This is a genomic window from Bordetella genomosp. 1, from assembly GCF_002261335.1.
Classification (GTDB): domain Bacteria; phylum Pseudomonadota; class Gammaproteobacteria; order Burkholderiales; family Burkholderiaceae_B; genus Bordetella.
The window spans coordinates 784,880-801,910 of record NZ_NEVL01000003.1 but is presented as its reverse complement, the minus strand read 5'-3'; the positions used below and the strand labels follow the sequence as shown (position 1 = coordinate 801,910).

The 17,031-nt window shown below is 73.0% G+C and carries 16 protein-coding genes; 2 read left to right on the top strand and 14 right to left on the bottom strand.

Annotation, left to right across the window (positions count from 1 at the left end; translation table 11 throughout):
* Positions 1-4 precede the first annotated feature (4 nt).
* Genes CEG14_RS12020 through CEG14_RS11970 form a run of 11 tightly spaced genes read right to left on the bottom strand, consistent with a single transcriptional unit; the run spans position 5 to position 9,427 of the window.
* Positions 5-2,377, bottom strand: coding sequence for an MMPL family transporter (locus CEG14_RS12020; RefSeq protein ID WP_179280588.1), 2,373 nt, complete (start codon positions 2,375-2,377; stop codon positions 5-7).
* Positions 2,352-2,963 carry an outer membrane lipoprotein carrier protein LolA gene (locus CEG14_RS12015; protein WP_255032269.1) on the bottom strand — a complete coding sequence of 204 codons (612 nt, stop codon included), beginning with the start codon at positions 2,961-2,963 and terminating at the stop codon, positions 2,352-2,354. Before CEG14_RS12015 ends, CEG14_RS12020 begins: the two co-directional genes overlap by 26 nt.
* Positions 2,960-3,403 (bottom strand): acyl-CoA thioesterase, encoded by a 444-nt coding sequence (locus tag CEG14_RS12010; protein WP_094826585.1) that lies wholly within the window; start codon positions 3,401-3,403, stop codon positions 2,960-2,962. The genes CEG14_RS12015 and CEG14_RS12010 overlap by 4 nt, the downstream gene beginning before the upstream one ends.
* Positions 3,381-4,325: an LpxL/LpxP family acyltransferase gene (locus CEG14_RS12005; RefSeq protein ID WP_094827512.1), complete on the bottom strand. Its 945-nt coding sequence runs from the start codon at positions 4,323-4,325 to the stop codon at positions 3,381-3,383. The genes CEG14_RS12010 and CEG14_RS12005 overlap by 23 nt, the downstream gene beginning before the upstream one ends.
* Positions 4,322-5,053: a glycosyltransferase family 2 protein gene (locus CEG14_RS12000; protein ID WP_094826584.1), complete on the bottom strand. Its 732-nt coding sequence runs from the start codon at positions 5,051-5,053 to the stop codon at positions 4,322-4,324. Before CEG14_RS12000 ends, CEG14_RS12005 begins: the two co-directional genes overlap by 4 nt.
* Positions 5,046-6,773, bottom strand: coding sequence for an AMP-binding protein (locus CEG14_RS11995; RefSeq protein WP_256985667.1), 1,728 nt, complete (start codon positions 6,771-6,773; stop codon positions 5,046-5,048). The genes CEG14_RS12000 and CEG14_RS11995 overlap by 8 nt, the downstream gene beginning before the upstream one ends.
* Complete coding sequence (locus CEG14_RS11990; protein ID WP_179280587.1) at positions 6,770-7,348, bottom strand: hypothetical protein; 579 nt, start codon at positions 7,346-7,348, stop codon at positions 6,770-6,772. Before CEG14_RS11990 ends, CEG14_RS11995 begins: the two co-directional genes overlap by 4 nt.
* The gene (locus tag CEG14_RS11985) at positions 7,345-7,599 is read right to left on the bottom strand and encodes an acyl carrier protein (RefSeq protein WP_094826581.1); all 255 of its coding nucleotides are present in this window, start codon (positions 7,597-7,599) and stop codon (positions 7,345-7,347) included. The genes CEG14_RS11990 and CEG14_RS11985 overlap by 4 nt, the downstream gene beginning before the upstream one ends.
* Positions 7,600-7,615: 16 nt before the next feature.
* The gene (locus tag CEG14_RS11980; RefSeq protein WP_094826580.1) at positions 7,616-7,882 is read right to left on the bottom strand and encodes a phosphopantetheine-binding protein; all 267 of its coding nucleotides are present in this window, start codon (positions 7,880-7,882) and stop codon (positions 7,616-7,618) included.
* Positions 7,869-8,681, bottom strand: coding sequence for a lysophospholipid acyltransferase family protein (locus CEG14_RS11975; protein WP_094826579.1), 813 nt, complete (start codon positions 8,679-8,681; stop codon positions 7,869-7,871). Before CEG14_RS11975 ends, CEG14_RS11980 begins: the two co-directional genes overlap by 14 nt.
* A complete protein-coding gene (locus CEG14_RS11970; RefSeq protein ID WP_094826578.1) occupies positions 8,678-9,427 on the bottom strand; it encodes a beta-ketoacyl synthase chain length factor in 750 nt (249 codons plus the stop codon). Before CEG14_RS11970 ends, CEG14_RS11975 begins: the two co-directional genes overlap by 4 nt.
* 59 nt (positions 9,428-9,486) lie before the next feature.
* Here CEG14_RS11970 and CEG14_RS11965 point away from each other — a divergent pair, with 59 nt between their 5' ends.
* Together CEG14_RS11965 and CEG14_RS11960 are read left to right on the top strand one after the other, a co-directional pair.
* Positions 9,487-10,191 carry a 4'-phosphopantetheinyl transferase family protein gene (locus CEG14_RS11965; RefSeq protein WP_094826577.1) on the top strand — a complete coding sequence of 235 codons (705 nt, stop codon included), beginning with the start codon at positions 9,487-9,489 and terminating at the stop codon, positions 10,189-10,191.
* Between the two features lie 91 nt (positions 10,192-10,282).
* Positions 10,283-11,530: a D-amino acid dehydrogenase gene (locus tag CEG14_RS11960; protein ID WP_094826576.1), complete on the top strand. Its 1,248-nt coding sequence runs from the start codon at positions 10,283-10,285 to the stop codon at positions 11,528-11,530.
* An 18-nt stretch (positions 11,531-11,548) separates the two neighbouring features.
* On the opposite strand, the gene CEG14_RS11955 is transcribed toward CEG14_RS11960, so the two are convergent.
* From CEG14_RS11955 to imuA, 3 genes are read right to left on the bottom strand one after another with little or no spacing between them, the layout of a single operon-like run.
* Complete coding sequence (locus CEG14_RS11955) at positions 11,549-14,734, bottom strand: error-prone DNA polymerase (protein ID WP_094826575.1); 3,186 nt, start codon at positions 14,732-14,734, stop codon at positions 11,549-11,551.
* Entirely contained in the window at positions 14,727-16,190 is a 1,464-nt protein-coding gene (locus CEG14_RS11950) for a Y-family DNA polymerase (RefSeq protein ID WP_094826574.1), read from the bottom strand. Before CEG14_RS11950 ends, CEG14_RS11955 begins: the two co-directional genes overlap by 8 nt.
* Positions 16,123-16,854, bottom strand: a complete 732-nt coding sequence (gene imuA, locus CEG14_RS11945; RefSeq protein ID WP_094826573.1) for a translesion DNA synthesis-associated protein ImuA — start codon at positions 16,852-16,854, stop codon at positions 16,123-16,125. Before imuA ends, CEG14_RS11950 begins: the two co-directional genes overlap by 68 nt.
* Positions 16,855-17,031: the final 177 nt, after the last annotated feature.

Below are 17,031 nucleotides of genomic sequence, written 5' to 3'. Positions count from 1 at the left end.
TGAGTCACGGCAGATTCCTGGGAGGAAGGGGAGTCGAGCGGGCGGCCTGCGGGGCGCGGATCCAGGCCGCGCAGAAGACCGAAAACAGCACGCCGAGCGCCACGGTCAGGCCAAAGCTGGCGATGGCGGGGGTGGCGCTGGCGGCCAGCATGCCAAAGGAAAACAGGGTGGTGAGCGCGCCCAGGCCGATGCCGATCAGGCAGGCCGGCGCGCCGCCCACGCCCTCGTACATGAAGACGGCGTAGTCGACCGCCATGGCCGACACCAGCAGCAGGCCGAACAGCGAGAACAGCGTGACCGGCTGGCCGGCAAAGCCGAGCGCGGCCAGGGTGGCCAGCGTGGCGGCCACCGGCACGGCCAGGATGCGCCACATCGCGGCGCGGCCCAGCAGCAGGCCGATCAGGATCGCGGCAATGGCGTAGGAGATGGCCTTGAGCTCGGCGGCCTCCAGCCGCGTGGCCGAGAACACCGCATTGAGTTCGCCGCTGCGGTCCACCAGCGTCACGCCGGGCAGCCCCTGCGCCACCGGCGCCAGCACGTCGACGCTGCCCAGGCCTTGCAAGGTGACCAAGCCGGCCACCTCGTCGCCGATCCGGCCGAGCCACAGCGTGCGCCAGCGCTCGGCCAGCGGCGAGGCCAGGACCTGGTCGAGACCGAGCGGCGGCAGGGCGGCGAGCGTGCGCAGCTCGGCGCCGAAGGCGCTCTCGGGCACGCCGAGCGCGACCAGCGGGCGCCACGCCGCGGGATGCTCGGCCTGGCTGCGCAGTTGCGCCTGCAACCGTTGCTGGTCGGCGCGCGGGGCGGCCGCCTGGCTCAGCGCGTCGTAGCCCTGCAGGCGTGCGGCCGCCACCAGTGGATCGAGTCTTGCCGCGAGGGCCGCCTGCCGTTCCAGCAGCGTGTCGGCGTCGGGCGCGCGCACCAGGAAGAACTGGCTGGTGGGCATCACGCCGGTGATGGCGCCGATCTGGCGCGCCTCGGCCACCAGGCCGGGCGGCACGCTCAGCCACTGGCGCAGGTCGTCGCGCATGTCGAGCCGCAGGATGCCGGCGGCGCACAGGCCCAGCGCGAGCAGCAGCGCCAGCGCACGCAACGGCCGCGGCGCACGGCGCGCTCGCGCCACCCCGGCCAGCAGGCGTGCGCTGGCGCGCGCCAGCGCGGGCCAGGGGCGCGGCCGCAGGCGCGGCAGCAGGGCCGGCAGCAGCAATACCGTGGCGGCATACGAGGCGGCCAGGCCGGCCGCCGAGAAGACGGCGGTCTGCGTCAGCGCGGGGAAGGGCGTGAACGCCAGCGCAACGTAGCCGACCAGGGTCGCGGCCAGGCTGATGGTGAGTCCGGGCAGCACGCGGCGCATCGCCGTATGCGCGTGCCAGTCGGCCATGCCGTAGCTCTTGCCCAGCCAGTGCAGCGGAAAGTCGATCGCGATGCCGAGCAGGCTCATGCCGATCACCAGCGTCAGCACGTGCACCTCGCCGAACAGGGCGACGCAGGCGGCCATGCCCGCGGCGAAGCCGACCGCGACCGGAAAGAAGGCCAGCAGCACGCCGACGCGGCGCAGCGCCAGCAGCAGCACCAGGACCGTGCCGATCAGCGAGACCGCGCCGATGCGGCCGCTCTCGTCGGCGGCCTGCTGGCTGCCGGCCGCGGCATACAGGGCGCCGCCCGCCGCCAGCAGCGTCCCGCCCGCGGCGCGCACGGTGCCGTCGGCCTGCTTCAGCGCGGCGGCGATGGCGCGGCTGGCGTCGCCGTCGAAGGCCGCGCCGTGCGCCTGGCCCAGCACCAGCACCCAGGTGCGGCCATCGGCATCGGCCTGCAGGGTGGCGCTGGCCAGGTCGAGCCGCACCGCGCCGGTGGGGCGGATGGCGCGCTCGACGCGTGCGGCCAGGCCCAGGAAGTCGTCGGCCAGCGGCACCGCCCCGGCGCCGTCGAAGGGATCCAGCATCTCGCCGGCGCGGCGCGTGGCGTAGGCCGCCGGATCGTTGAGGATCAGCTGGCGGTCGGCCGCCGGCAGCATGGCCAGGCGGGCGCCCAGCAGTGCCTGGCGCAACGCCGGCAGGTCCACGTCGAGGCGCAGGCGCACGCTGTCGAAGCGCTTGCTGTCGACCAGGGACTGTTCCACGCCCTGGGCCAGGGCCACGGCGCGGTTGCGATCGGCGTGGCCGACCAGCACCACCATCTGGCGCGTCAGGGGCGCGTCCACGCGCGCCTGCGCCAGCGCGCGGACGGGGTCGGAGGCGGTGTGCGGCGCCAGCACCATCAGGTCGGCCGTGACCGGCCAGCCATGGCGGCACTGCCAGCCCAGCAGGGCAAGCAGCAGCGCGAGCGCGAGCCAGGCGGCGCGGCGCAGGCGGCGTTCAGTCGGTGAAGGCGCGCCGCTCATCGTCGTTCAGGGTGGGGAAGGCCCGGGCGTCTTCCATGCGCAGCACGGTGCGGTCGCCCTGGGTCTCGCGCAGCTCGATCTGCTGCACCAGGGCGCCGCCGCGGATCTCGATGTCGGTGAAGATCTGGCGCAGGATCAGCGAGTTGGGCGTCATGTGCATGCGCCAGTCGGTGGCGCTGCCGTCGAGCTCGAGGTCGAAGTTCTCGGCCAGGCCCTGGGTGTCGCCGCCGAGCAGCGCCAGGAACAGCCGGGTCTCGCGATTGTTGCCGTTGGGCGCCGCCTGCCAGGTGCCGTCCGGGAGCTGGCGCGCGATGCCCTGCGGCGTGATGCGCAGCGTCTGCACCAGCGGGCTGCGCAGTTGCCACAGCATGCCCTGGCCGGTGGCCAGCACGAAATCGCCGCGCGACACCAGCGGCTGCGGCAGGGCGCGCAGGTGTTTTTCCTGCACGAACTTGCCGCGCACCACGGGCGCGGCGGTCAGTTGCGCGCGCAGCTGTTGCAGATCGAAGGCCCAGGCCGCGGTGGGCAGCGCCAGGGTGCACAGGGCAAGCGCGGCGAGACGCCGCAGGCGGCGCATGAACGTCATGGCAAGACTCCGAGTTGGGTCAGGCGCGCCGTGACGGCGGCCAGCATCGGCGCCGGCGAGACCAGCTGCATCTCGCGCGTCGCCATGTCGACCGCCACCTGGACCGAGCTGGCGCGCGTGATGCGCTCGCCGCTGGCGGCGTCGGTGATGAGGTAATGGATCTTGAGGCGGCTCTCCCATTCGACCAGCTCGGCGCGCACGTGCAGGCGCTGGCCGAACAGGGCCGGCTGCACGTAACGCAGCTGCAGGTCGATGACGGGCCAGGCATAGCCCGAGGCCAGCATGGCGGGATAGTCGTAGCCGAGGTCGGCCAGCAGGACGCAGCGCGCCTGCTCCAGGTATTTGACGTAGTGGCCGTGCCAGACCACCTGCATCATGTCGACGTCGAAGAACGGCACCTCGACGTCGATGCGCACACTATGAACGCCGCGGCTGCGCATCGTCGCTCCAGAAGGGGTAGAAGTTGAACCATTGCAGCGGCGCGCGCGCGCAGCTCTCGGCCAGGTGATCGGCATAGGCCTGGGCCCAGCGTGCCACCGCCTGCTGGCGCGTGGCGCGGGTCCAGTGCACGCGCTCGGTCAGGCGCGTGATGGCGATGCGGTAGCGGCCGTCGTGGCGGGTGCAATCCAGCACGTTGACCGGGCAGCCCAGCAGGCCGGCCAGCAGCCACGGGCCCTGCGGCAGGGGCGCGCGGGCGCCCAGGAAATCGACCTCGACGGTGCGCTCGCCCGACAACGGCACGCGGTCGCCCGCGATGGCGATCCACTCGCCGCGCTGCAGCGCCTGCGCCAGTTCCAACATGCGCGGCGCGTCGAGTTCGCTGACCTGGATCATGCGCAGATGGACCGCGCCGGCCTCGCCCAGCAGGCGGTTGAAGGCCTGCGCGTGCTTGTCGTGCACCAGCACATTGATGGTGAGCTGCTGTTCGCGCTCGGCCAGCGCGCGGCAGATCTCGAGGTTGCCGAGGTGCGAGCCGACCAGCATCTGGCCGCTGCCGCCGCGCATGGCGGCATGCAGGCCGTCGGGATCGACCAGGTCCACGTCGCGCAGCGTGATCTTGTGCTGCCACACGTCGAGCTTGTCGAGCAGGGCGTCGGCGAAGGCCAGGTACTGGCGGTAGACCGGCGCATGGCGCGGCAGGGGCGCCGCGGGATGCGTGGCGGCCAGGCGCGCCTGGTAGTGCGCGATGCTGCGGCGCGCGCGCCGGCCCGTCAGATAGAAATACAGCACCACCAGCCATACCACCGGCGCCACCGCGCGGCGGCCGAGCCGGCGCGCGGCCCAGGCGGTCAGGCGCATCAGCAGCGGGCTGCCGCGCTCGGCCTGGTCGGCCCAGTGCGAGCCGGGCGTGGCCGGCTTCATGAGGCGGCCCTCATGCGCCGCCACAGCAGGCGCGGCGCGCGCAGCAGCATGCCGAAGAACAGGCGCGCGTGCATGCGGCTGATCAGCACGTTGTCGGCCAGGCCGCGGAAGTGCGAAATGCCGTCGGCCGGATAGACCACGCGGGTGGGCAGCCAGCGCATCGGCACGCCGGCCCAGTGCAGCCGCACCAGCACGGCGATGTCGAAGTCCATCCGTGCGCCGCTGTGCGCGAGCACCGGCAGCACGCGCGCCAGCGGATAGACGCGGAAGCCGCACATGGCGTCGGGGATGTCGCGCGAGAGCGTGTTGATCCAGACCCAGACGCGCGTGAGCTGGCGGCCGTAGAGCCGGGCGCGCGGCACGTCGTCGCCATAGACCGGCTGGCCGCCGATCAGCGCCTGCGGTTCGGCGCGCGCCAGCGCCAGCAGGCGCCGGGCGTCGGCCAGGTCGTGCTGGCCGTCGGCGTCGATCTGCAGCGCATGGGTGTAGCCCGCGGCCAGCGCCGCGCGCAGGCCGTCCTGCACGGCCGCGCCCTTGCCGCCGTTGACGGCGCGGCGCACCAGCATCACGCCGGGCCGCGCCAGCGCATCCAGCACCGCGGCGCAGTCGGCGCGCGAGCCGTCGTCCACCAGCACGCAGGGCAGGTCGAGCCCGCGCAGCGCCGCCACCACGGCGCCGACGGTGGCGCCATGGTTGTAGACCGGGATGACCGCGCAGGGCTTAAACATGGGCGGCGACCTCGGCGGCCAGAGTGGCCGGGGTGGCCTGCGCAATGCGGCCGGACGAGCAGGGCTCGCCGGCCAGATGGAAGGAGAAGGCGAGCTTGGCGCGGCCGTCGTCCCAGCGCAGCGTCAGCAGCACCCGGTCGCCCGGCCGCATCAGGCGCTGGAACTTCAGGTTTTCGATGGTGCCGGCGCGTAGGTCCGGACGCAGGTGCGCGCGGGCCTGTGCCAGCGCCCATTCGATCTGCACCACGCCCGGCACGACCGGCGTGGCCGGGAAATGGCCGGGAAACACGGGCAGGTCGAGCGGCACCTCGAATTCGATCTGCAGCGCGCCGTCTTCCAGCGTGCGCGGCGGCGCGAAGCGGGGATGGCGCGGGCGCGGGCCGGCCAGTTCGAGAAAGCGCGCCTGCGTGAGCTTGCCCTGCGCGTTCCAGGGCAGCTGGCGCAGCAGCCGCCAGGAGCGCGGCACGGCCAGCGGCAGCACGCGGCCGTCGAGGTGGCGGCGCAGGCCGTCGACCAGCGCGCGGCGGCCGCCGTTGCGCAGGGCATGCAGGCCTTCCGGGCTCAGCGCGATCAGCGCGCTCAGGCGCGGCTGGCCCGGCACCAGGCCCACCCGCGCCTCGGCCACGTGGGGATGGGACGCGAGCGCCTGTTCGACGTCGGGCAGGCCGATGCGCTTTTCCTCCAGCTTGACGATGCGATCCAGGCGGCCGTGCAGCTGCAGGCCGGCCGGCGTCAGCGCGGCCGCGTCGGCCGTCTGTTCGCGTCCGGCGGTCCACGGCGAGGCCAGCCACAGCGCGCCCTGCGCGTCGAGGCCGGCCTGCACGCCTGCCAGCAGCTGCCAGTCCGGCTCGCCCTGGCGCGTGGCGGCGGCGCCGGTCTCGGAGCTGCCGTAGATCTCGATCGGCCGGCATCCGCAGGCCGCGGCGATCCGGTCGGAGACGTCCAACGGCAGCGGACCGCCGGCGGTGTAGATCGCGGCGAGCCGCGGCCGCAGCGCGTCCCAGTCGATGCGCTGCTCCACCCGCCGCAACAGCGCCGGGCTGGCGATCCACAGGATGCGGGCGTGGCCCAGGCTGGCCTGCGCCAGCTCTTCCGGATAGTGGCGTTGCGGCCGGTCGAGCAGGTGGCCCGCGCACAGCGGCCACAGCACGCGGAACGGCAGGCCGAACATATGGTGCGCGCTGACGCTGCCGAGCACGCACAGCGATTCGGCGGCGGGCCAGCGCTGCGCGAGCGCGCGCACTTCGGCGGCGAGCTGCGCCCACGTCTTGGGGATGGGCTTGGGCGTGCCGCTCGAGCCGGAGGTGTACAGCACCAGGCCGGCGCCGTCTTCGTCGAGGCGGACGGCGGACAGCGGCGCGGTCGCGGCCGCCAGCGCGGCGGGCGCGCAGATCCTTTCGGTGGGCAAGGGCAGCGCGGTGTCGGCGAGCCACAGGTCCACATCCGCATCGATGCGCGCGCAGGAGGGCACCAGCACGTCGCCGGGCAGGTGGGCGGTGACGCCGGCGCGCCAGCAGGCGTAGAGCGCGCCGCCGAGTTCGACGGCGTCGTCGAACCAGAGCGCGGCATGGCGCACGCCGCGCGCGCGCAGACTCGCGGCCAGCCGCAGCGCGCGGTCGGCGAAGGCGGCGTGGTCGAGCGCGGGCGCCTGCGCCAGCGGGCGGCTGCCGTCTTGCGGCAGCAGCAGCGCGGTGGGGTCGATCCAGCGCGGCGCGCTCATGGCTGGCTGGCGGAAGAGGCGGCGGCGGGCGCGGCGGGCGGACGCGGCCGCAACAGCCATTCGCCACCCAGCAGCAGGCCCATCAGGGCATAGCTGATCGCGCCGTTGTACCAGGTCCAGGCCTGCCACGAGCCCCACAGTCCGAGCGCGGCCGCCGCCAGGCCATTGGCCACGAAGAAGCCGCACCACACCTGCGTCACGCGCCGGGTGTAGCGCACGCCGGCGGGCGGCAGGTCGGGATGGCGCAGGCGCGCCAGGCGTTCGATGACCGGGCGGCCGCGCACGAGGCTGGCGCCGAAGGCCGCCAGCAACAGCGCATTCATCATCACGGGATAGACGCGCAACGCCGACGCCGTGTTGATCAGGGCCAGCACGAGGCAGCCGGCCAGCGCCAGCGTGGGCAGCCAGCGGCCGCCGGGTTGCGCGGCGGCCGGGCGCAACAGGGCGCGCGCCAGCCAGAGCGCGGCCATCAGGCCCAGCAGCCAGCCGGTCGGCCAGCGGCCCAGGCTGGCATGCACCACGAAGGGATAGGCGACGCCCAACAGCGCGAGCACCAGTCCCACGGCGATCTTCATGCCGACGCGCTCATCTTCTGCCAGACCGCGTCGACCACGTCCTGCACCGTGCGGACCGTGCGGAAGTCTTCCGCGGCCAGCTTGTGGCCGGTCTGGCGCTTGATGTGGTCGATCAGGTCGATGGCGTCGATGCTGTCGATTTCCAGATCGGTATAGAGATTGGCGTCGGGCGTGATGCGCTCGGGCTCCAGTTCGAACAGCTCGACCAGCGCGTCGCGCAGCACGGCGAAAATATCGTCCCGGCTTTGCATGGGGAACACTCCTGTATCAGGCGCCGCGCTGTGCGGCCACGAATTGGCTGAGATTGGCGACCGTCTCGAAGTGCTCGCGCATGTTGCGGGTCTCGGGGTCGATGGTCACGCCGAATTTCTTCTGCAGCGCCAGGCCCAGCTCGAGCGCGTCGACCGAGTCCAGGCCCAGGCCGTCGCCAAAGAGCTTGGCGTTGCTGTCGATGTCCTGCGGCTGCATGTCCTCGAGTCCGAGGGACTCGATGATCAGGACCTTGATGTCATGTTCCAGTTCAGTGCTCGTCATGCTTGGTCAACTCAGTATCGAAATAAGCGTGCAGATGCTCGTTGAGGCGGCGGCCGGCGATCGGCAGCGGGGCCTGCGAGGTCCACTGGGTGGGGTCGATGTCGGCGCCGACATGAATGCTGTAGCGCATGCGGCGCGCGGGGATGCGATACCAGGGCTCGCCCTTGGTCAGGCTGCGCGGCGACATGCGGATCACCACCGGGGTGATCACGCTGGCGCCGCGCATGGCGATGGCGCAGGCGCCGCGATGAAAGCGCGGCTGGCTGTCGCGCGGCGTGCGCGTGCCCTCGGGGAACACGATCAGGGTCTGGCCGGCGCGCAGCGCGTCGGCGGCCTCGTCCAGCATGTCCAGGCTCTCGCTGTTGCTGATGTAGCCGGCCGCGTTGATGGGGCCGCGCGTGAAGGCGTTGGTGACCAGGCCGTGCTTGACGATGCAGTTGGTGTCGGCCACGTGGCCGATCAGGAACACCACGTCGAGCAGCGACGGATGGTTGGCGATGATCATCTGCCCCGGCCGGCCCAGGCGTTCGGCGCCGCGGAAGTCCACGGTCAGGATGCCGGTGCGCACCATGAAGCGGATGAAGCAGCGGAAGGTCCAGGTGATGGTGGCGCGGGCGCGGCGCTGACGGCGGGCCGGGTCGCCGAAGAACAGGCGTTGCGGCGGGAAGATCACCAGGCGCAGCAGCAACCCGCCCAGCCCGAACAGGCTGAAGGCCATGGCGGTGGCGACCAGACGCCACCACCAGGCGTCCTGGCGGCGGGGCTCAGGAAGGGAGTCGATCAGCGGAGGAGCGCTCATGATGCGAGGGCGGAGGGGCGAGACCAGTGCCAGTGACGTGCCGGTGCGCGATGCGACCAGGCAGGCGTGCCGCGCAACAGGTGGCACAGCAGGTTGAGGGGATGCGGCCAGTCCGGCGCCGCGGCCGTGGCCGCCGGGGCTGAAGCCGCGCCGAGCGCGAGCCGCCATTGCGGCGCCGCGCCCAGGCGCAGCGCCACCGCGTAGGAAAACGGCACGTCGTCGATCCAGGGCTGGTAGTCGCGGGGCGGGCGCTCTTCGGCGGCCACCACCAGCACCTGCGGCGCGCCGGCGTGCATCAGCAGGCAGGCCTCCTGGATCGCGTGCTCCAGCGTGTCGGTGTCGCCCGCGAGGGCCACGCCTTCACACGTTTCCTTGCGGATGATCGACCACTGGCCCAGGATGGCGTTGTGCACCGACAGCCCGAAGGCGGTGGGCGACAGCGGCTCGCCGGCGGCGAGGTCCTGCAGCAGCTGGAAGCTGCGCGTGGTCTCGCCGTGGCGCGACGCAAAGACCATGGGCATCGGCGCCTCGCCCTCGGCCAGCGGCCAGGCGCAGTCGAATACCATGCGCGCCAGCGGACTGAGCCGGCGCCGCTGCATGGGGGGCAGGAATGAGGTGCCTGGCAAGGCGCCGGCACCCGCGGTCGGGTAAGGGCAAAATGGCGCCAGCGCCCACTCGCGCCAGCTGTTTTCGTCCTGAAGACCGGGTGCCCACGCTTGCCACTTTTCGATGGAGAACGCGAACATAGCGCGCGATTGTACCCACACCAGGGGCCGATGTTACCTTTGTTAACGAAAATTCAGCCATGATTAAGCTTCGCTTCGGTGGCCCTGCCTGGCAGTTCCACTATGACCGCGCCGATCTGTGCGCCGCCGATCGCGCGCGGGCCGGCGAGCGCCGGGCGCCGCGCGCCGAGCGCGACTGGCAGGTCAGCCGGGCCGTGGCCGCCGCGCTGCGGCGCGCGGCCGGCGTGGCACCCGAGACAACGTTGTCCTTGAGCCACAAACAGGGCCACGCCCTGGCGGGCCTGGCACCGGCGGGCTGGACGCTGGCGGTCGACCTGGAGCGCTGCCAGCCGCGCGACACCGCCGCGCTGGCCGCCTGGGTCTGCACCGATGCCGAGCAGGCGGCGCTGGCCGGCATCGCCGGCGTCGAGGCGCGGCTCGAGGCCTTCTATATGGTGTGGACCCTCAAAGAGGCCCTGCTCAAGGCGGCCGGGCTGCCGTTTCCCGCCGGCATGCGCCAGGTAGGACTGGGCTTATTCGGCGGCGCGGGCATTGACACCGCCGAGCTGCGCGCTCCCGGTCCGGATTGGGAGGCCCGCGCGTGGCGGCTGCCGGACGGCTGGATCGCCGCCGCGGCGTGGCGCGCGCCTGCGGCAGCGGCCGAGGCGGCCGCGGTCGCGGTGCAGTGGCAGAGCGGCGACGAGGCGGGCGAGGGCCCGCTGCCCGCGGGCGGGCCCGCGCTGCTGGGCCGGTGGCGCAGCGCGCCCGCCGCGGCCGGTCCATAAAGCGAGGTTATGGCTGCTGCGCGGCTGGCTATTTGCCGTGGCGCCGGGCGGCCGGCCAGAATGGGGCATCCGTTTTCCATCGGGATGGTCCATGCGTGTGTGCGTCATCGGCGCGGGGGTGGTGGGTGTCACCTCGGCGTATTTCCTGGCCCGGGAAGGGCATGAGGTGGTGCTGGTCGACGGCCGGGCGCGCCCGGCCGAGGTGTCCAGCTTCGCCAACGGCGGCCAGCTGAGCTACAGCTACGTCGCGCCGCTGGCCGGCCCGGGCGTGCTGCCCAGCGTGCCCGGCTGGCTGCTGCGCGACGACTCGCCGCTGCGGTTCCATCCGCGCCTCGATCCGCATCAATGGCGCTGGTGCCTGCAGTTCGCGCTGGCCTGCCGTGCCTCGGTGGCGCAGCGTTCCACCGCCGAACTGCAGACGCTCTCGTACCTGAGCCGCGACGTGATGAACCGGCTGCTCGAACAGGAGCCGCTGGCCTTCGGCCATCTGCGCAACGGCAAGCTGATCGCCTACCGCAGCGCCGAGCTGCTGGAAAAGGCGCGCAAGCTGGTCGCCTACCAGGCCGCGCTCGGCGCCGAGCAGCGCGTGCTCGATGCGCGCGAAACGCTGGCGCTGGAGCCGGCGCTCGCGGGCATGGGCGACAGCCTGGCCGGCGCCATCTACACCCCCAGCGAAGAGGCCGGCGATTGCCGCCAGTTCACCGAGGCGCTGTTCGAGCGCCTGCAGGCGCTGGACAACGTCGAGTGCCGCATGTCGACCCAGGTGATGGGGCTGCGCGCGAACGGGCCGACGATCAACGGCGTGCGCACCGACGCCGGCGACATCGGCGCCGACGCGGTGGTGCTCGCCACCGGCACCGGCACCCGCGCGCTGCTGCGGCCGCTGGGCCACGACGTGCCGATCTATCCGCTCAAGGGCTACAGCCTGAGCGTGCCGCTGGCCGACGACGATCACAGCGCGCCGCGCATCAGCGTGACCGACTACGAGCGCCGCATCGTGTATGCGCGCGTGGGCCGGGTGCTGCGCATCGCCGCCATGGTGGACATCGGCAGCCGCGATCCCGGCATCGACCCGCGCCGGGTGGACCTGCTCAAGCGGCAGGTGCTGGAGATCTTCCCGCATCTCGATCTGTCGGATGCGCAGCCCTGGGCCGGCCTGCGTCCGGCCACGCCCACCGGCAAGCCCCTGATCGGGCGCGCGCGCGGACTCTCGAATCTCTGGCTCAACATCGGCCAGGGCGCGCTCGGTTTCACGCTGGCCTGCGGCAGCGCGGCGCTGCTCAGCACCCAGATGAACGGCGTGAAGCCGCCGATCGACGACGCGCCCTTCGCGCCCTGACGAGTCGCGCCCGGGCGCTCAGTGGAAGTTGCGGCTGCGCGCCGCCAGGCCGGCCTGGTCGAGCTCGCGCAGCAGCGGGCTCATGTCGACCAGGCGGCGCGCGATCAGATGGCGCACGCCGTCGATGCTCTGCCACACGCCATACACGCCGAGCAGCACCGAGTCGAGCAGCTCGCGGCGCTGGGCCTCGATCAGCTCGGGCCGCACCACCACATTGACCGGGCCGGTCTCGTCTTCGAGCGTGACGAAGATCGTGCCGTTGGCCGTGCCGGGGCGCTGCCGCACGGTCACGATGCCGCAGGCGCGCGCCAGGCGCCGGTTGGGATAGTGGCCCAGCACCTCGGCGGTCTCGAAGCGGCGCGCCGACAGTTGCGCCCGCAACAGCGCGAGCGGATGACGCCGCAGGGTCAGGCCGGTGCTCAGGTAGTCGGCCACGATGCCCTGGCCCTCGGACGGCGCGGCGAGCTCGGGCAACTGCGCTTCTTCGATAGGCGCGTCGCGCAGCAGGTCGCGGTCGGCCACGCCGGCCGCGGCCTCCCAGCTGGCCTGGCGCCGGTGGCCGGCCAGCGCGGCCAGCGCATCGGCGGCGGCCAGCGCGTCGAGCTCGTGCCGGTGCAGCCCGGCGCGGCGCGCCAGGTCGGCGGTGTCGGTGAAAGACCGTTGCGCGCGCATCCGTTCGATGCGCAACGAGGTTTCCTCCGACAGGCCCTTGATCATGTTCAGCCCCAGCCGCACCGCGGGCCGCGCCTGGCCTGGGACGGGCGCGAGCACGGCCTCCCAGTGGCTGTGATGCACGTCCACCGGCAGCACCCGCACGCCGTGGCGGCGCGCATCCTGCACCAGCTGGGACGGCGCGTAAAAGCCCATGGGCTGCGAGTTGAGCAGCGCCGCCAGAAAGGCTTCGGGCTCGTGGCACTTGAGCCAGGAGCTGGCATAGGCGAGCAGGGCGAAGCTGGCCGCGTGGCTTTCCGGAAAACCGTATTCGCCGAAGCCCTCGATCTGGCGGAACAGGGCCTCGGCGAAGTCCAGGCCGTAGCCGTGCGCGAGCAGGCCGCCCACCAGCTTGGCGCGGAACTTGTCGACGCCACCCTTGCGTCGCCACGCCGCCATCGAGCGGCGCAGCTGGTCGGCCTCGCCGGGCGTGAAGCCGGCCGCGGCCACCGCGATCTGCATGACTTGCTCCTGGAAGATCGGCACGCCCAGCGTGCGCCGCAGCACCGCCTGCACGGCGGGGCCGGGGTAGGTCTCCGGCTCCTTGCCCTGGCGGCGGCGCAGATAGGGATGCACCATGCCGCCCTGGATCGGCCCCGGCCGCACGATGGCGACCTGCACGACCAGGTCGTAGTATTCGCGCGGCCGCAGCCGCGGCAGCATGCTCATCTGCGCGCGCGACTCGATCTGGAACACGCCCACCGTGTCGGCCGCGCAGATCATGTCGTAGGTGGCGGTGTCGCCCTCGGGGATCTGGTGCAGCGCCAGCGGTTCGCCCCGGCGCGCGCCGGCCATCTCGAGCGCGCGCCGCAGCACCGACAGCATGCCGAGCGCCAGCACGTCCACCTTGAGCAGGCCGAGCGCATCGAGATCGTCCTTGTCCCACTGCACCACGCTGCGCTCGGCCATGGCGGCGTTCTCGATCGGCACCAGGCGCGAGAGCAGGCCGCGCGACATGACGAAGCCGCCCGGGTGCTGCGACAGATGGCGCGGAAAGCCCATCAGCGTCTCGGCCAGGATGGCCCACTGGCGCGCCACGCGCGAGGCCGGATCGAGGCCGCACTGGCCCAGCGTGCGCAGCATCTCCTTCTTGCCGTCCCACCATTGATGGGCACGCGCGACCGCATCGATGATGGCGGGATCGATGCCGAGCGCGCGGCCGGTGTCGCGCAGCACGCTGCGCGGCCGGTAGGAGATCACCACGGCGGTGAGCGCGGCGCGGCGGCGGCCGTACTTGCGATAGATGTACTGGATCACCTCTTCGCGGCGCTGGTGCTCGAAGTCCACGTCGATGTCGGGCGGCTCGTTGCGCTCCTTGCTGATGAAGCGTTCGAACAGCACGTTGCCGCGCGCCGGATCGACGGCGGTGATGCCCAGGCAATAGCACACCGCCGAGTTCGCGGCCGAGCCGCGGCCCTGGCACAGAATGCCCTGCTCGCGGGCGAAGCGCACCAGATCGTAGACGGTGAGGAAGTAGGCCTCGTAGCGCAGGTCGGCGATCAGCGCCAGCTCCTTCTCGACCTGGGCCGCCACCGGCGCCGGCAGGCCCTGCGGAAAGCGCAGGCGCGCGCCGTCGTAGGTGGCCTGGCGCAGATAGCTGGTGGGCGTCTCGCCCGGCGGCACGATCTCGTCGGGGTACTCGTAGCGCAGCTCCTTGAGCGAGAACGTGCAGCGCCGGGCGATCTCGAGCGTCTGCGCCAGCGCATGGGCCGGGTAGAGGCCGGCCAGCCGCATGCGCGAACGCAGGTGGCGCTCGGCATTGGCCGCCAGCGCATAGCCGCATTGCGACACCGGCGTGCCGGTGCGGATGGCGGTGAGCGTGTCGTGCAGCGGCTTGCGCGAGCGCACGTGCATCTGCACCTGGCCCACCGCCGCCTGCGGCAGCCCGCTGGCCTGCGCGGCCACGTCGATCGCGGCGCGATGCAGGTCGTCGCGCGACCGATGCAGCATGGTGAGGCCGATCCAGCCGCGCGCCGGAAACACGCGCGCGAGCCAGCGCGCCTGGGCCACGATGGCGGCGGTGTCCAGGCCATAGGTGGGCGTGAGGATGGCCAGGCAGCCCGGCATGGCGCGCAGGTACGCGAGTTCGGACGGCGGCGCGTCCAGGTCGGCGGTATGGAGTTCGTAGCTGCCCTTGGCCGCGCGCGAACGGCCCAGCGTGATGAGTTCGGTCAGGTTGCCGTAGCCCTCGCGATCCTGCGCCAGCAGCGTGAGCTCGAGCGGCGGATTGGGCGCATCGTGCAGCACCAGCCGGGTGCCCACGATCAGCGGCAGGGCCTGCTTCTCGGCCTCGACGTGGGCGCGCACCACCCCGGCCAGGCTGCATTCGTCGGTGATGGCCAGCGCCGCATAGCCCTGGCGCCGCGCGCGATCGACCAGCTCCTCGGGATGCGAGGCGCCCACCAGGAACGAGAAGTTCGACTGGCAGTCCAGCTCGGCATAGCCGGGCAGGCCGGCACTGCCGTCGAGGGGGAGCGGGGCGGTGTCAGGCATAGCGGCCGTGCAGGAACCAGTGCGCCGTCTCGCCGCCGCGTTCGCGATAGAGCCAGTAGCGCGCGCCCGCTGCATCCTCGGCGACGAAGTAGTCGCGCTGGGTGTTGACCGCGTCCCACCAGCCGCTCTCGATGCGCTCGGGGCCGCGCAGCAGCCGCAGCGGCTGGCCCTGGTAGACGGGCCGGTGCGCGCGCAGCGCCAGCGGCTGGGCCGGCTCGATCAGCCAGAACGGGCGCTCCAGCGCGGGCGGCAGTTCGGGCGGGCGCGGCAGGTCGGCCGCGACCGGCAGCCACTGGTTGGCCGCCTCCGGGCGATGATCGGCCAGCGGCGCGGGGCGCCTCACCTGCGCCGGACCGAGCCGGGCGCTCAGCAGGTCGAGCAGGCGGGCGTGGTCGGCCGCGCTGCCGCCGGGCTCGGGAAACAGCGTGGTGCTGGCCGCCGGCATGTCCACCGTGACCGGGGCCGACAGCGTGACGGCGATCACGGGCGCGGCCAGTTCGAAGCGCGCCAGCCGCTCGCGCAGCAGGCCGCGCAGGTGGGCGCTCTGCCACACCGGCTCGGCCATGGCCAGATGCAGTTGCGAGGGCGGGCACGCATGGCGTCCGCGTTCGTGTTCGAGCGTGAGCGTGATGGCGCGCACCGCGAGCCGCTGCGCGCCGAGCCAGCCGCTGAGCTGTTCGGTCAGGCGGCCGCTCACGTGCAGCAGCGCGTCGGCATGCTCGACGTAATCCATCAGCTCGGTGCGGGCCTCGAAACGGGCGGGCGGACTGAGCCAGGCATGCACCTCGGCCGCCGCGCCGTAGGCGGCATCGAGCGCATGCAGCAGCGCCGGGTCGCTGCGGCGCTGCAGGCCGGCGCGCGGCAGGCGCCGCAGGTCGGCCAGCCGCTGGCAGCCCAGGCCCTGCAGCCAGGCCAGCCGGGCCTGGGCCTCGGGCAGCAGCGTGAGCGGCAGCGCGTCGAGCCGGCGTGCCAGCGTGTCGGCCTGCAGCACGCGGCGCCGCGCCGGGCCGCGCGCCAGCAGCGAGGCACCGCGCGCGGTGGGCGCCATCGCGATGCCACCGCGCAGGTCGAGCGCGGCCAGGGTCGCGCGCACGCGGCGATGCAGCGCGCGCGGGCCGCCGAACACCATCAGGCTGGCGCCGACGTCGAGCAGCAGGCTGTCGCCGTCGGGCACGGCCAGCTGCGGCGTGTACTGCAGCAGCGAGAGCGCGGCGGCCTGCAGCGTGCGGGCCTCGGCGGCCGGGTCGCGTTCGAGCAGGGTGGCCTCGGGACACAGCGCCAGCGCGCCGGCGCGCCGCAGCCCCAGGCGCAGGCCCGCCGCACGCGCGGCCGGCGTGAGCGCGATCACGCGCTCCTGCTCGAGCACGCCGCAGATCAGCGCGGGCTGCTCAGACCAGTGCGGTCGAGCGGCGTCCAGCGGCAGATTCGGCAGGAAGACGGCGATCCAGAGGCGCATGGGGCAGGGCGGGAAGGAGCGGTTCGGCCGGCAGCGCGGGCAGCAGGCGTTGGGCGCTTTCCTCGAAAGGCAGGTAGAGCGTGGTGTCGCAGACCGGCCCGCGACGCTTGAGGATCTGCACGTTGAAGCCGCCGGGGGCGGGCGCCAGGGTCAGGCGCAGCGGCGCGGGCGAGGCGTGCTGGGCGGCCGTGGCCGGCCGCAGCGCGAAGAACAGGGTCTCGCTGCCCTGGGAGGCGAGGTGCAGGCGGCGCAGGGCCTCGGGCCGGGCCTGCGGCAGCCAGCACAGCAGCGCGGCGCAACTGCCGTGCTTGAGGACCTGGTCGGCCGCCCACAGCGCATCGCGCGCATTGGCCGGCGTGAGCCAGAGGAGCCGGCGCGGGTCCAGCCCCCAGCGCATCCAGGCCGCGATGTGCGGCGCGCACGGCGGCTGCAGCAGCACGATGTCGCGGCCGCTGTCGAGCGCGGCGAGGGCCGGTCGCAGCAGGCTGAGCTCGCCGCAACCCGGATGCGGCGTCAGCAGCTCGGTCAGGCTGCCCTGGGGCCAGCCTTCGTCGGGCAGCAGCGCCGACAGCGCCGCGTGGCCGGTCGGGACGGCACGGGCGCTGCCGCGCGCCAGCTGGGTGGCGCGCCACAAGGCGGGGTGGATGAGTTCGGGCGCGGGCATGGCCGGCGGGGGGCTCGCGGGCAGCGATCCTGGGTGAGACAATGACTGTACAAATATACAGTAAAACCAAGATGTGGTCCGAGGCGATGCGGCGGGGGCTTGAATCCCGGAACACTGCCCGCACACGTATAGAATGACTTCTTGGCCGTCCGCCGGCCGCCTTCACCGGATTTGCGC

Bases quoted from the DNA above. Each gene is read 5' to 3' on its own strand.
- CEG14_RS12020 (WP_179280588.1), bottom strand. From the start codon at position 2,377: ATGAGCGGCGCGCCTTCACCGACTGAACGCCGCCTGCGCCGCGCCGCC.
- CEG14_RS12015 (WP_255032269.1), bottom strand. From the start codon at position 2,963: ATGACGTTCATGCGCCGCCTGCGGCGTCTCGCCGCGCTTGCCCTGTGC.
- CEG14_RS12010 (WP_094826585.1), bottom strand. From the start codon at position 3,403: ATGCGCAGCCGCGGCGTTCATAGTGTGCGCATCGACGTCGAGGTGCCG.
- CEG14_RS12005 (WP_094827512.1), bottom strand. From the start codon at position 4,325: ATGAAGCCGGCCACGCCCGGCTCGCACTGGGCCGACCAGGCCGAGCGC.
- CEG14_RS12000 (WP_094826584.1), bottom strand. From the start codon at position 5,053: ATGTTTAAGCCCTGCGCGGTCATCCCGGTCTACAACCATGGCGCCACC.
- CEG14_RS11995 (WP_256985667.1), bottom strand. From the start codon at position 6,773: ATGAGCGCGCCGCGCTGGATCGACCCCACCGCGCTGCTGCTGCCGCAA.
- CEG14_RS11990 (WP_179280587.1), bottom strand. From the start codon at position 7,348: ATGAAGATCGCCGTGGGACTGGTGCTCGCGCTGTTGGGCGTCGCCTAT.
- CEG14_RS11985 (WP_094826581.1), bottom strand. From the start codon at position 7,599: ATGCAAAGCCGGGACGATATTTTCGCCGTGCTGCGCGACGCGCTGGTC.
- CEG14_RS11980 (WP_094826580.1), bottom strand. From the start codon at position 7,882: ATGACGAGCACTGAACTGGAACATGACATCAAGGTCCTGATCATCGAG.
- CEG14_RS11975 (WP_094826579.1), bottom strand. From the start codon at position 8,681: ATGAGCGCTCCTCCGCTGATCGACTCCCTTCCTGAGCCCCGCCGCCAG.
- CEG14_RS11970 (WP_094826578.1), bottom strand. From the start codon at position 9,427: ATGTTCGCGTTCTCCATCGAAAAGTGGCAAGCGTGGGCACCCGGTCTT.
- CEG14_RS11965 (WP_094826577.1), top strand. From the start codon at position 9,487: ATGATTAAGCTTCGCTTCGGTGGCCCTGCCTGGCAGTTCCACTATGAC.
- CEG14_RS11960 (WP_094826576.1), top strand. From the start codon at position 10,283: ATGCGTGTGTGCGTCATCGGCGCGGGGGTGGTGGGTGTCACCTCGGCG.
- CEG14_RS11955 (WP_094826575.1), bottom strand. From the start codon at position 14,734: ATGCCTGACACCGCCCCGCTCCCCCTCGACGGCAGTGCCGGCCTGCCC.
- CEG14_RS11950 (WP_094826574.1), bottom strand. From the start codon at position 16,190: ATGCGCCTCTGGATCGCCGTCTTCCTGCCGAATCTGCCGCTGGACGCC.
- imuA (WP_094826573.1), bottom strand. From the start codon at position 16,854: ATGCCCGCGCCCGAACTCATCCACCCCGCCTTGTGGCGCGCCACCCAG.